This window comes from Candidatus Blochmannia vicinus (assembly GCF_023586525.1).
In the GTDB taxonomy this organism is placed as follows: Bacteria; Pseudomonadota; Gammaproteobacteria; order Enterobacterales; family Enterobacteriaceae; genus Blochmanniella; species Blochmanniella vicinus.
The window spans coordinates 325,913-339,484 of record NZ_CP097763.1; the positions used below are offsets into that span (position 1 = coordinate 325,913).

Consider the following 13,572-nt stretch of genomic DNA (forward strand, 5'->3'; position numbering starts at 1 on the left):
TATCACAACTAAAGTGTGCATTCAGTAATTAATGGTGTATATTTTATATCAATTTTTATATGTTAAATATATTATTTTTTAAATTTTATGGATGTTTAATTAGTTACTAAGGTTTGCAATAGTATGTCTATATATTCATTAATCATCTTGATTTATTAATTAGTATAAGTATTAGTGTCACACTAATATCGGAATATTTCATTCTATTGATTTAAATGCTTGTGCTAAGTCAGCGATAAGATCATCACTATCTTCTAGTCCTACTGAAATACGAAGTAGCATATCATTAATGCCAGCACGTTTTCGAGCGCTTTCTGGCATAGCGGCATGCGTCATAGTAGCTGGATGGGCAATCAGACTTTCTACACCTCCGAACGATTCTGCTAATGTAAATAATTTCAATGATTGTAAAAATTGTAGTAACATATTTTTAGTTCCTTTTAGCTCGAAACTAAATATTGATCCGAATCCACTTTGTTGTTTACAAGCAATCCTATGTCCAGGATGACTGGATAACCCTGGATAGTATAACGTATTGATTTGAGATTGTTTTTGACAGAAAGAAATAATGTTTTTAGTATTCTTTTGTTGTTGGTAAACTCGAGGCATTAAAGTACGTATACCACGTAATAATTGGTAGCTATCAAAAGCGCTACTAGTAATCCCAAGTGTGTTTCCCCACCAAGCTAATTTATCGGAAATGTATGTATCCTTAGATACCACCGCGCCTGCTATTAAATCTGAATGTCCGTTTAGATATTTACTGCAAGAATGTACTACTAAGTCTGCGCCTAGCATTAATGGATTTTGAAAAACTGGAGTCATAAATGTATTATCTACGACATATAATATATTTTTTTGGAGTTTACAAATATTGTAAATATCTACTATTCGAAGCATAGGATTACTTGGAGTTTCTATAAAAATTAATTTAGGTTTATATATTAATGACTCTAGTAATATTTTTGTGTCATTTTGATCAATAAATAATACTTTACATATGCCTTTTTTATGTAATGCATCTAATAGTCGGTAAGTTCCTCCATAACAATCATGAGGTGCTATTAACAAATCGTGTGGCTCAAGAAAAGCGGAGCATATTAGATAAATAGCAGACATACCGCTACTTGTCATAATTGTATTTTTTCCATATTCTAAATCTGATAGAGTTTGTTGAGCTATATCTCGAGTAGGATTTTTGCGTCGTGAATAATCATACAGACGTGGTTGATTTAATCCAAAAAAATTATAAGTAGTTGAAAGAGTAATAGGAGGCACAACGCATCCATGTTGCTCATCAATATTCAAACCACTTCTAACACTGATTGTTGATTTTTTAATATCCATAGTAAATAATTAATTTAATCATTTATCCTTTTTAATATATCATTAATATCATTAATATACTAATATTATTTATGTATCTGATAATGTTTTTATGTATTTATTATTTATCACAACTAAAATAACAAATGCACTTTATTATTAATTATGTGTAATAGTAATAGGAATGAAATTTGATAATGTATGTTTACACGCTGTAATATATTTTGTTAGTCACATGTTTTGATGCGTACAAATGCAGATGTAAGAACGTATATGTTTATATTTTATTCATTTTTTATTAATGGGAAAAAAATTAGTGTGAGCAGCAACATTAAAGCGTTTATTAAAGAGATTTACACGGCCACGCGTATCTACTATACGTTGTGTACCTGTATAAAACGGATGACATAGATTACAAACGTCTAAATTTAAATTGTGATTCAAAGTTGATTTAGTGTTAACAATATTTCCACACGAACAATGCGCAGATATTTCATTATATTTTGGATGAATATTTTTCTTCATGGTATATTCTCATATTAAGTAATATTGTATTTTTAATAGTTGATAGAATATCATAACAAATGATAAAAATCATAAATTCTATTCTATAGAATTTAGTAAATTAAATATTAGTATATAATTATACATATAACCAGACAATTTGATCTATTAATTATGTGCATATATATATCTAAAAATAGATGAATAAATAAATTAATAATTTTTTTTATAATATCTATTGATAATAGATATTGTTTTGTATTTTATATAAAATTTATAATATTTAAATATATTTAAATGCAACGTATCTAAATTTTAGGGATATCATTATATAATATATAAAAATTGTATTATCCTGTAATAGGATCGAATTAATTTATGAAATATTATAATTATATTTAACAAATATAATTATAATATTTCAGTTAAGAATTACTATTTTTTGGTTAAAAAATAATTATGTTTATGTTCAGATAAATATAGAATTAACGTTTTATTTGATGACATATATCAATATTGATTTAGTTAATAACTATACTATTATTAAACAAATATTCATATCTATAATTGTTCATTAATATTTAGGTGTATAATCATATTAAGACATATTATAATATATGTTGTAATAATTAACAAATAGTAATTTTATTAAGTTTATTAATTATACTAAGATAGTGACCTTTTAATAGAGAATTATTTACATAAGTATTTTTATCAGAGATATAAAAGTTAATCTAAAAATTAGAGTAATAATTGTATTTATGTTGTGGTTATTATTGATGAAGATTAAATAGACTATTTGTAATTTGGTTTATCAAATATATAAAAGATAAATAAAAATTATAATTTAGTATAGGTAAAACATTTATTTCATTTATATTGACATTTCGTTTTAATAATTTCTAGGAATTATTACATGTTTTCATAATGTTAATTTTATTAAGTAAAAGTAGCAATTATAATATTTGTTATGGCGATAGTATTTATAAAAAATTATAATTAAATGCCTGAATTTACATTATCACCAATAAGTTTTTAATAATAATATTAAATCATTAAAATAACTTTGATTTAATCAATTTAATTTGTTGCTATAGATTAACTCGTGATTTTTTGTATATACGCTTAGAAATATCAGTACGATTTAATAACATATATATAATTCTATGAATGAATTATATATATGTTATTAAATGAAATATTTGTGCATATAAGATATTTTCATAATCGTAACGATGTTAAAATAATTGCTCGGAGATATAACTTTAGTATAATAAATCGTTGTGAAGTAAAACAAAAATTTTTGAAGATATTATACTGATTTTATAAAAAGTTTGATATATCAATATTATAATCGAAGATCTTATAAAAATAAGATAGCAATATATGTGTGTTTTAATTTAATATTAATCTTGGTTTTCTTAGTGAAATAACTTAAATAAAAATTAAATAATTTAAATTATAGGTTAACTTTATGTCTACATGGGTTGTTGGAAAAATTGTTGAAGTAAAACACTGGACAGATCAGTTATTTAGTCTTATTGTACAAGCTCCAGTTAATGCATTTGTTGCCGGACAATTTACTAGAATAGGAATGTATGTAAATAGCACAATTATACAGCGTGCTTATTCGTATCTCAATGCTCCTAACAATCCCAATTTAGAATTTTATATAGCTACTGTGTTAGAAGGAAAATTTACCCCATTATTGCGTGCTTTATGTTCTGGCGATACTGTTATGCTTACTAAAGAAGCGTATGGACGCTTTGTACTTGATGAAATTCCAAGTTGTGCAAATTTATGGATGTTGGCTAGCGGGACAGGAATTGGTCCATATTTATCAATACTTGCAGATCATGACGAAAGATTAGATCAATTTTCAAATATTGTGTTAGTACATGCGACACGGTTTTATAAAAATTTAAATTATTTGTCTCAAATAAAAAAATTGAAAAATATTTATTCTAGTAAATTACGCGTGCAAACAATTACAAGTCAGGAAAAATCTTATAATTCGCTTTTTGGACGTATACCTACTTTGATAGAGAATAATTCTTTAGAAAAAAAAGTGGGATTGCCATTGAATATTAGTAATAGTCATGTAATGTTATGTGGTAATCCACACATGATATCTGATACTAAAGAAATATTGAAAAAAAAATACGGAATGAAAGATCATGTACGACGTAATCCAGGCCATATTACTCAAGAACGTTATTGGTAACATAATAATAATATTATTGATATTATTATATAATGAATATTATGTATTGTAGTTCATAACGTATTTTAAATTTATTATTAAAACTATCGCAATTTTTAGTATCAGCATGATGTTGTAATTCATATTACATTATATTTGTAAACATGTGTATTTATTATCGTGCGGTTATATATATTTTCTTTATTTTTTATTTATTTTATTAATATTGATGTATGATCATCATCATATAGGGGGATTTTACAGGAGAGACAATATGAGACGCCTATTAGTAATAGGAAACTGGAAATTAAATGGTAACAAAAGTACCATAACCAATCTAATAATTAGATTGGTTGAGGAATGTGCTAATATTTCCAAATGCAACATGGCTGTGGCTCCTCCTGTGATGTACTTAGATTTAGTTATGCGTTATTTAATAAATAGTAATATTTGGTTATGTGCTCAAAATGTTGATATTCATATATCTGGAGCGTTTACCGGGGATGTTTCTGCAGTAATGTTACAAGACCTGAATACTCGATATGTTCTGATCGGTCATTCTGAACGAAGAATACATCATAAAGAAAATGATGCATATATTGCTAAAAAGTTTTTTATCTTAAAAAAAATCGGATTAATTCCTATTTTATGTATAGGAGAAAATAAAAGAGAATATGATGCTGGCCATACTCAATCAGTATGCCTTAATCAGATTCAATCAGTCATTAGATTACTTGGTGTCGAAGCGTTTAAGGATTCAGTTATTGCGTATGAGCCTATATGGGCTATAGGAAGTGGTATGAGCGCGTCTCCGGAAAGTGTACAAATAATTCATGAGTTAATTCGAAATTATATTGCAAATTATAATGTGTCTATAGCTAATGAAGTGCTCATTCAATATGGAGGGTCTGTAACACCAGAGAATGTTACTCAATTTTTTAATCAAAAGGACATTGATGGTGTACTGGTAGGATCTGCTTCTTTAAATGCAGATAGTTTTTCTATAATTGTGCGAGCAGCCGAAAATCATGAGAAATCATATTATGCTTAAATAACAATAATATATATATAAATATGTTGATTCTGTTCGTACAACAGACAGATAGTATTTTTCAGAAACGAATAAATAACAATAGAGAAAATTTTATATTTGGTATTATAGTATTATATAAAATTGGAATATGTACTATATTGTAATTTTACTATGATAGAATTGAATGATAGTGATTTATTTAAATTTAAAATAGTTTTTTAGCTGTTTTTAATAAATCTTGACGAAAAGGACGTTGTATATGCTGTATTGCATCATTGATGTCATGATGTACTAATTTTTCGTTTTGTACCCCAACGCAACGTCCTTTATAACCTTGTAATAATAGCTCAATAGAATATGCTCCCATTCTAGATGCTAGAATACGATCGTAAGCTACTGGTTTTCCTCCGCGTTGGATATACCCTAAAACGGTAGCACGAGTTTCTCTACCAGTTTTTTCTTCAATGTATTGTGCTAGGTAAAATATATTACAAATACGTTCAGTAATAGTTACTATTGCGTGTTTTTTTCCTTTAGAGATACCAGATTTAATTTCATTTACTAAATCTTGCGCGTTAAATTCTACTTCAGGGACTACAATAAACTCGCAACCTCCAGCTATTGCTGCTGCCATAGTTAAATCACCACAACAACGTCCCATTACTTCTACAATAGAAATACGTTGATGTGAAGACGATGTGTCACGCAATCTATCAATTGCATCAACAATTGTTTCTAAAGCTGTGAAATAACCAATAGTATAATCTGTTCCAGCGACATCGTTATCTATAGTGCCAGGTAATCCTATACAGGGGAATCCTATGTCACTTAATCTTTTGGCTCCTAAATAAGATCCGTCTCCTCCAATTATTATAAGGGCATCAAGTTTGCGTTTGTATATATTATTAATAACTACTGTTCTAATGGTATCTTCTTTAAATTCAGGAAAACGCGCTGAACCAAGAAAAGTACCTCCTCGGTTGATTATCTCTGAAACGCTACGACGACTTAATTGTATCATTCGGTCTTGAAATAATCCTAAATAACCATCATATACTCCATAAACTTCTAATCCTTCAGAAAGACCTGCTCGTACTACACCTCGAATAGCTGCATTCATTCCTGGTGAATCTCCACCGCTTGTTAGTACTCCTATTTTTTTTATCATATATATATAGAGCTCTATTATGTTGTTTGTTGGCAAAGCACATCACAACTATGTGCTTATTTAATTATCATAATTAAATAAGCACATAGTTGTGATGTGCAATATATAAAAATGAAAACTACATTAAATATATATAATTGTATATAAAATTATAAAATATTTGAGTAATAGTATTTTTATGAATTGAATACTGAAATATTATTTTTATCGATTTGGTTTATATTTGTAGTAAATAGTATTAATTTTTTTGCCTATCAAAATATGGAAATCTTTTTATATACCATATTATATACTAATAAATGTCAATTTATTAGTATATAATATGGTATATAAAAATTTTTATTGCGCTCCATAGTTAACTTGCGCAAAATTACATATTTTTATTTTCATGTGGTAAATTGTTATAATTTTTTGATTTTTTAACAAGTTTAGCAGGGTTTCCTGCCACTGTAGCATAAGGCGGTACGGAATGTAGCACAACAGATCCGGCTCCAACTTTAGCTCCGTATCCTATCTCAATATTACCTAAAACAATGGCACTGGCTCCAATCATCACTCTTTGCCTAATTTTAGGATGACGATCACCATTTATTTTACCAGTTCCTCCTAAAGTGACAGATTGCATTATAGATACATTATTTTCTATAACTGATGTTTCTCCGATTACCACTCCAGTGGCATGATCTATCATAACACCACATCCAATACTTGCAGCAGGATGAATATCGACGTTAAAAACAGCGGAGATATGGTTAGAAAAATACATAGACAATTCTTGACGATTATTATGCCATAACCAATGAGAAATACGATGTGCTTGTAATGCATGAAACCCTTTAAAGTATAAAAAAGGAGTAAAATACTTAGTTACAGATGGATCGTTCAAGTGTATTGCATAAATATCTTGTGCTGCAGCAGTAATTATGCTTTCATCAGAATTATATATGTCTTCTAATATTTTGGATATATCAGTTATAAGCATATCCACATTATTCAATTTTTTAGATAGTATGTGAATTAGCGCATTCTTAAAATTTTTATGTTTTAATATAGTCATATATATAAAATTAGCTAATATAGGCTCGGATTCGGTTAATAATTTTGCTTCAACCTTAAAATTATTCCAAACTATTTCTAATATATTTAAAGGCATAAGTTTACCGTATTTTCATAATATGAATAATAACTAAAATAGATATATTATTAATTATTTTTAGTTATTAATTTTTCTTTTTGTGTACGTTGCAATAAAGAATAAGCTGCATCATGAACATTTTTATTTTGATATAATATTTGATATATTTGTTCAGTAATGGGCATATCTATTTTATATTTAATAGATAACATATATACTTCTTTTATGCTTAAGAGTCCTTCTATTGTTTGTCCAATATTTTTTTGAGCATGACGTATATTTAAACCTTGTCCTAACAATATTCCAAAGCGACGATTGCGTGATTGATCATCAGTGCAAGTTAATACTAAATCTCCTAATCCAGCCAATCCCATGAAAGTTTCTGGCATTGCTCCAATCGCTGTTCCAAGGCGCGACATTTCTGCTAAACCTCGCGTAATTAGCGCTGTTCGTGCGTTGGATCCAAATCCTATCCCATCAGAAATACCTGCTCCAATAGCAATAATATTCTTTACTGCTCCTGCTATTTGAATGCCAATAGCGTCAGTATTGGTATATATTCTAAAATTTTTATTGCAATGTAGTATATTTTGTAAATCATAATTTAATATGGCATCGGTGGAAGTTAGTGTTATTGCAGTAGGCAATCCTATAGCGAGTTCTTTAGCAAAAGTTGGACCAGAAATAATTGCAATAGGCACATTATTTCCTAAAATATCACGTGTCACATCTTTTAAAAAACGACCAGTTTTAGGTTCTAATCCTTTAGATGCTATAATAATACGAGTATTGTTCTTTAAGTTTGGTTTTATTTGCATTAAAACATGACTAAATACATGACTTGGTACCGCAATTAATAAGTTTAAACAGGTAGCTAAGGTTACTGATAGAGATTTTTCTAAATATAATGATGGCGGAAAAGGTATATCTGGTAAATATGCTTGATTGCATCGATGAGTTTTAAGAGTTTGAATGTGAGTACTATTATGTCCCCATAATAGTACTCTATGACCATTTCTAGATAACGCAATAGCTATGGCTGTACCGTAGGATCCAGCCCCAATTATTGTAATGGTAGGGTATACAATAGACATAGCCATGAAACTCAATTATTTTTAAAATACTAATTTTTAAGGTGTATTATCATGTTTTTGTAAAGACTTAATAAATAAAACATCGAAATTAATTGGATCTAAATTAAATTGAGGGAAAGTTCCTCTAGATATTTGGTTACTTATGCATTCACTGGCGTAAGGAAATAAAATGCCCGGACAATATGCACTGAGACAATGTATCATTTGTGTTGTATTAAGCCCTGAAATATTAAAAATTCCAGCTTGTTTTACTTGACACAAAAAAGCCGTATTTTCCCCAATTTTTGCAGTAACAGTGATGTATAACACTACTTCATATGCATTAGTATGGAGTTCAGCTGAATTGCTACGTAAATCTACCGTAATTTTTGGATTCCAGGTTATTTGAAAAACTTCAGGAGTGTTCGGAGCTTCAAATGAAACATCTTTGGTATATATTCTTTTTATGTGAAACGACGCGTTACTTTTAGGACTTTCTAGCACATAAATACCCTATAACCTTCGATATTAATAAATAATTATTATTTTTTATGTGTTTTAAATTTAAATTAAATTTAATTTTCCCTGGTTATCTAATGATATCAAATCATCTGATCCTCCAATATGTAAACCATCTATAAAAATCTGTGGTACTGTAGTGCAACCATTAGATCGTTGTTGCATTTCTATATACACACTATTTAATGAGTTATGATTATCTATAATAATCTCTTTAAAATCTAATGATTTTTTTATTAATAATGATTTAGCGCGTTCACAATAAGGACAGTTTCTTTTTGTGTAAATTTCAATATAAGCCATTTTTACTCTCATTATTTTAATATTTTGTTTGTTAACAGCAGGGGAAAATTATCAGATTTCCAATCGACTATGCCGCCATGAAGTACATACACTTCTTCGAATTTTAATTTGTACAAGTGCTGTTTAATTGAATGAGCCAGTGAATTATTATCATGTACTACAATTAATGGATATTTTTTAAATCTTTTTAATTTACAAATATTATTATTTTTAATGTCCTTAATTGACACATTAATGCTGTTCGTTATGTGTCCTGAGCAATAATCATCTTGACTTCGAATATCTATTACTATTGCTTTTTTTTTGTTTATTAATAAAATCGCTTGATCACGTAATATTTCGGAAGATTTGAATAAACAACTACTAATTGTGGTATATAACGTTGCGATTAATAAGAGTATCCATACAATACTAAGTACTGTATGTTGTTGTAAAAATATTATTATTTCCTGCATATACATAGGTTGTAAACCTTATTTAAAACAACATCATAATCATAAAAATATTTATAACTGTGAAAAAGTATAATACAGTTTTTATTAAACCAAAACAGTATTGTTAACAATTATAGCAAAATTAAGAAATATATGTTTTAGTTTTTATAATATTTATGTAAATGAATCAAAACAATATTTAATCAGTTCAATGCATAAATGTATTGTATTTTATTGTAGTAGATATTACATACATATAGCATATTTTGTGATTAATAAAATCTGGCATATTCTATTATAAATGCATTAATAAATGAATATTATTAATGATATATTTCGATTTTCAGTTTTTGTTAATCACATCATAATTGATGATTGCTCTATATTAGTATTTATTATTTTATAATAATGTATAAAATAATATAACAATATAATTGCATAAACAATATATATAATCATATTTTTATATGAAAGTATTAAAAATGATTTTAAGTGGTTGTGTTCATTATGCCGAATATGTAATTTATGTGAGTAAATGTATGATTATAGTTACTGGCGGAGCGGGGTTTATAGGTTGTAATATTATTAAAGCATTAAATAATATTTCACACAAAAATATTTTGGTAGTAGATAATTTAAAGAATGGAATAAAGTATAAAAATTTAACAAATGTATATATTTCAGACTATATGGATAAGAGTCGTTTTATTAAAAATATAGTTGATAGTTCTGTTGGTTCTTATATTAAAAATATAGATGTAGTGTTTCATGAAGGGGCATGCTCTTCTACTACTGAATGGGACGGTAAATATATGATGGAAAATAATTACCAATATTCTAAAGATCTATTATTGTATTGCATTAAAAAAAATATTCCTTTTATATATGCTTCTTCTGCATCAGTATATGGGAGAGATACTAGTATCCTTGTTAACTCTCAGAAATATGAACGACCTATTAATATGTATAGTTATTCTAAATTTTTGTTTGATCAATATGTACGCGCTATGCTGCCAAAAGTTACATCTCAAGTTTGTGGATTAAGATATTTTAATGTTTATGGGCCTTATGAGGCACATAAAGGTAGTATGGCGAGTATAATATTTCAATTATATAGACAAATTAAAAGTAAAAAACATCCAACATTATTTGTTGGAAGCAAAGAGTTAAAACGAGATTTTATACATGTTGAAGATATCGTTGATATAAATCTTTGGGTTTGGAGTAATAATATGTCTGGAATTTTTGATTGCGGCATCGGTAAGACTGCATCGTTTGAGATAATCGCTAATATTGTATTAAGTTTTTTTCATAAAAATATAGCCATTAAATATATTTCGATGCCAAATAAAATCCGTGATCATTATCAGGTTTTTACTCAAGCAAATATTTATCAGTTAAGAGAAGCAGGGTATAATAAGAAATTTATTGATATTAATAAAGGTATATACCGGTACTTAAAATGGTTGTCATATAACGATGTTGATCGTTGTTGTATGAAATAAGTAAAGTGTGGTTTGGTTATGAAAATGTTAGTGGTTAGTCCTTCATGGATTGGTGATACTGTGATGTCGCATAGCATGTATCGTTTGCTTGCTAACAAGTATTGTTCCAATATAAAGATTGATGTTATTACTTCAATGTGGTGTAAAGATCTTTTTAATTATATGCCTGAAGTTAATCGCACGTTATTTATTCCTTACAGACATGGGGTATTAGAGCTTGAAAAATGTTTTCGTTTGGGAAAAATTTTAAAAAATGAAAAATATCAACAGGCAATAATATTACCTAATTCGTTTAAATCAGCTTTAATACCATTTTTCGCAGATATTCCAATTCGTACTGGATGGCGCGGGGAAATGAGATATGGTGTAATAAATGATTTAAGGATACTTAAATCTGCATCGTTGCCGTTAATGGTACAACGTTATGCTGCTTTAGCATATGACAGTAATGTCATAAAACATTTTTGTGATTTACCTTATCCGCTACCGTGGCCTCATTTAAATATAAATAAAAAAGAAATTGAAGATGTATTATATAAATTTAATTTAGACAATCATAAAAAATTATTGATTGGGTTATGCCCGGGTTCAGAGTTTGGATTAGCTAAAAATTGGCCGCACTATCATTATGCAACGTTGGCTATACAATTAATTTATTGCGGATATTATGTAGTGATATTGGGATCATCTAAAGATCGACTTATTAGTACATTTATTGAATACAGTATTCTTGAAAATTTGAAACAATATTATAACAACCTTATAGGGATTACATCTTTAAGTGAAGCTATTGCAATAATAGCGGCGTGCAAGGGAATTGTCAGCAATGATTCTGGTTTGATGCACATAGCTTGTGCGCTGAAATGCCCTGTAGTAGGATTGTACGGTCCTAGTAATCCTAATTTTACTCCTCCTTTATTTCATCAATCTATTGTGATGTGTTGTATTCAAGGATGTTATACTATTCGTAAAGATAATATTTTATATGATGGTTATCATAGCAGTTTAATAAATATTACTCCAGATCAAGTTTTAAAAGCATTAAAGAAGTTATTAAATTAATTAATATAAATATATTCATGAAGGTTTTAATTATAAAAGTTTCTTCTATGGGAGATATTATACATACTTTACCTGCGGTTACCGATGCATCAGTTTCTGTACCAGATGTATCATTTAACTGGGTTGTAGAAGAAACTTTTTCTGAGATTCTTAAGTGGCATCCGGCAATACATCAAATTATCCCTATCAATCTTAGATTTTGGATAAAAAATTGGTATAAAATTTCTTCATGGGATAAATATTATGAGTGTATTCGAGAATTAAAAAAAAAAGAATACGATGTAATTATTGATGCTCAGGGACTATTGAAGACATCTTTGTTAATAACATGCCATTCACGTGGTGAAAAACATGGAATGGATTATATAAGTACACGGGAACCCGTTAGTTCTTTGTTTTATCATAAACGACATTATATAAAGAAAAGCCAACATGCTGTAGAACGTATTCGTCAGCTTTTTTCGTTTAGTTTAAAATATCCTGTACCGCCTTGTATAGGAAAATATAATATTGAGCATTTATTTCCCCTTCAAAAAAATAGTGTTCCTTATTTAATATTTTTTCATTCTACTACTAAAATAAAAAAGCATTGGCCAGAACTTAATTGGAGCATCATTGCACGATGTGCTATTAATGCAGGCTATCATATTAAGTTACCTTTTTGGACAAAAAGTGAAGAATTACGTATTAATCGCTTAGTAAAATTATCTTATAATCAGATAATAATTTTACCAAAATTAACATTACAAGAGATTGCTGTGCAAATATCTGGAGCAACAGCGATAATATCTGTTGATACTGGACTGAGTCATTTAGCAGCAGCACTTGGTTGCCCTAATTTAACATTATATGGACCAACTAATCCTGAATTAATTGGAACATATGGACAAAATCAAATTATTTTATATTCTTCAACTAAAAAAATGGAACACTTGAGTCCTATGTATGTTTGGGAAGTATTTCAAAAGATTTTAACTTCGATATCTATTTAAGAATATTTTTTAAACCTATGTATTATTAACGTTATAATAATGTTATTTTTTGAGCATAGATCATTTTAAGTTCAGAAATATTATTATTACTTATAGTTTTGATATCTATATATTCCTAATAATTCAGAGTTGTTTTATTTTAAAATAGTTGATATTTAGAGATATATATTGTTTATGATAGCAATATTATTCCTTTTAAAAAATTAGAATTATACAATATCTGGTACTGATTGTTATAATTAGTGAATCTGGCATATAAATTCCAGATATTTAATTTTTAATAAGAGTTATTAGAGTATGTTTAATATTTTCAGT

13 protein-coding genes are annotated in these 13,572 nt (G+C 27.8%); 5 read left to right on the plus strand and 8 right to left on the minus strand.

All coding sequences use genetic code 11. The features are described from left to right. Positions 1-198: 198 nt before the first annotated feature. Both metB and rpmE read right to left on the minus strand, forming a co-directional pair. Positions 199-1,347: a cystathionine gamma-synthase gene (metB, locus tag M9408_RS01370; protein WP_250257398.1), complete on the minus strand. Its 1,149-nt coding sequence runs from the start codon at positions 1,345-1,347 to the stop codon at positions 199-201. A gap of 267 nt (positions 1,348-1,614) precedes the next feature. Next, on the minus strand, positions 1,615-1,851 hold the full coding sequence (gene rpmE / locus M9408_RS01375; RefSeq protein WP_250257399.1) for a 50S ribosomal protein L31: 237 nt from the start codon (positions 1,849-1,851) through the stop codon (positions 1,615-1,617). A 1,453-nt stretch (positions 1,852-3,304) separates the two neighbouring features. On the opposite strand from rpmE, the gene M9408_RS01380 reads away from it, so the two are divergent. Continuing rightward, on the plus strand, positions 3,305-4,054 hold the full coding sequence (locus M9408_RS01380; RefSeq protein ID WP_250257400.1) for a ferredoxin--NADP(+) reductase: 750 nt from the start codon (positions 3,305-3,307) through the stop codon (positions 4,052-4,054). A 253-nt stretch (positions 4,055-4,307) separates the two neighbouring features. Further along, the gene (gene tpiA, locus M9408_RS01385; RefSeq protein WP_250257401.1) at positions 4,308-5,084 is read left to right on the plus strand and encodes a triose-phosphate isomerase; all 777 of its coding nucleotides are present in this window, start codon (positions 4,308-4,310) and stop codon (positions 5,082-5,084) included. A gap of 187 nt (positions 5,085-5,271) precedes the next feature. On the opposite strand, the gene pfkA is transcribed toward tpiA, so the two are convergent. The 6 genes from pfkA to M9408_RS01415 all read right to left on the minus strand — a co-directional run bounded on the left by pfkA (position 5,272) and on the right by M9408_RS01415 (position 9,725). Next, positions 5,272-6,234 carry a 6-phosphofructokinase gene (gene pfkA, locus M9408_RS01390; RefSeq protein WP_250236077.1) on the minus strand — a complete coding sequence of 321 codons (963 nt, stop codon included), beginning with the start codon at positions 6,232-6,234 and terminating at the stop codon, positions 5,272-5,274. 370 nt (positions 6,235-6,604) lie between these two features. After that, the gene (cysE, locus tag M9408_RS01395; RefSeq protein ID WP_250257402.1) at positions 6,605-7,387 is read right to left on the minus strand and encodes a serine O-acetyltransferase; all 783 of its coding nucleotides are present in this window, start codon (positions 7,385-7,387) and stop codon (positions 6,605-6,607) included. A gap of 50 nt (positions 7,388-7,437) precedes the next feature. Beyond that, a complete protein-coding gene (gene gpsA, locus M9408_RS01400; RefSeq protein WP_250257403.1) occupies positions 7,438-8,463 on the minus strand; it encodes an NAD(P)H-dependent glycerol-3-phosphate dehydrogenase in 1,026 nt (341 codons plus the stop codon). A 36-nt stretch (positions 8,464-8,499) separates the two neighbouring features. After that, on the minus strand, positions 8,500-8,946 hold the full coding sequence (secB, locus tag M9408_RS01405) for a protein-export chaperone SecB (RefSeq protein ID WP_250257404.1): 447 nt from the start codon (positions 8,944-8,946) through the stop codon (positions 8,500-8,502). 60 nt (positions 8,947-9,006) lie between these two features. Beyond that, on the minus strand, positions 9,007-9,264 hold the full coding sequence (gene grxC / locus M9408_RS01410) for a glutaredoxin 3 (protein ID WP_250257405.1): 258 nt from the start codon (positions 9,262-9,264) through the stop codon (positions 9,007-9,009). A gap of 11 nt (positions 9,265-9,275) precedes the next feature. Beyond that, on the minus strand, positions 9,276-9,725 hold the full coding sequence (locus tag M9408_RS01415; RefSeq protein WP_250257406.1) for a rhodanese-like domain-containing protein: 450 nt from the start codon (positions 9,723-9,725) through the stop codon (positions 9,276-9,278). Positions 9,726-10,237: 512 nt separating this feature from the next. Between M9408_RS01415 and rfaD the strand changes: the two genes are divergently transcribed. Genes rfaD through waaC form a run of 3 tightly spaced genes read left to right on the plus strand, consistent with a single transcriptional unit; the run spans position 10,238 to position 13,257 of the window. Beyond that, complete coding sequence (gene rfaD, locus M9408_RS01420; protein WP_250257407.1) at positions 10,238-11,203, plus strand: ADP-glyceromanno-heptose 6-epimerase; 966 nt, start codon at positions 10,238-10,240, stop codon at positions 11,201-11,203. 18 nt (positions 11,204-11,221) lie between these two features. After that, positions 11,222-12,265, plus strand: coding sequence for a lipopolysaccharide heptosyltransferase II (gene waaF / locus M9408_RS01425; RefSeq protein ID WP_250257408.1), 1,044 nt, complete (start codon positions 11,222-11,224; stop codon positions 12,263-12,265). Positions 12,266-12,282: 17 nt separating this feature from the next. Next, positions 12,283-13,257, plus strand: a complete 975-nt coding sequence (waaC, locus tag M9408_RS01430; protein ID WP_250257409.1) for a lipopolysaccharide heptosyltransferase I — start codon at positions 12,283-12,285, stop codon at positions 13,255-13,257. Positions 13,258-13,572: the final 315 nt, after the last annotated feature.

Excerpts from the sequence above, each read along its gene's own strand:
- metB (WP_250257398.1), bottom strand. The coding sequence starts at position 1,347 with ATGGATATTAAAAAATCAACAATCAGTGTTAGAAGTGGTTTGAATATT.
- rpmE (WP_250257399.1), bottom strand. The coding sequence starts at position 1,851 with ATGAAGAAAAATATTCATCCAAAATATAATGAAATATCTGCGCATTGT.
- M9408_RS01380 (WP_250257400.1), top strand. The coding sequence starts at position 3,305 with ATGTCTACATGGGTTGTTGGAAAAATTGTTGAAGTAAAACACTGGACA.
- tpiA (WP_250257401.1), top strand. The coding sequence starts at position 4,308 with ATGAGACGCCTATTAGTAATAGGAAACTGGAAATTAAATGGTAACAAA.
- pfkA (WP_250236077.1), bottom strand. The coding sequence starts at position 6,234 with ATGATAAAAAAAATAGGAGTACTAACAAGCGGTGGAGATTCACCAGGA.
- cysE (WP_250257402.1), bottom strand. The coding sequence starts at position 7,387 with ATGCCTTTAAATATATTAGAAATAGTTTGGAATAATTTTAAGGTTGAA.
- gpsA (WP_250257403.1), bottom strand. The coding sequence starts at position 8,463 with ATGTCTATTGTATACCCTACCATTACAATAATTGGGGCTGGATCCTAC.
- grxC (WP_250257405.1), bottom strand. The coding sequence starts at position 9,264 with ATGGCTTATATTGAAATTTACACAAAAAGAAACTGTCCTTATTGTGAA.
- M9408_RS01415 (WP_250257406.1), bottom strand. The coding sequence starts at position 9,725 with ATGTATATGCAGGAAATAATAATATTTTTACAACAACATACAGTACTT.
- rfaD (WP_250257407.1), top strand. The coding sequence starts at position 10,238 with ATGATTATAGTTACTGGCGGAGCGGGGTTTATAGGTTGTAATATTATT.
- waaF (WP_250257408.1), top strand. The coding sequence starts at position 11,222 with ATGAAAATGTTAGTGGTTAGTCCTTCATGGATTGGTGATACTGTGATG.
- waaC (WP_250257409.1), top strand. The coding sequence starts at position 12,283 with ATGAAGGTTTTAATTATAAAAGTTTCTTCTATGGGAGATATTATACAT.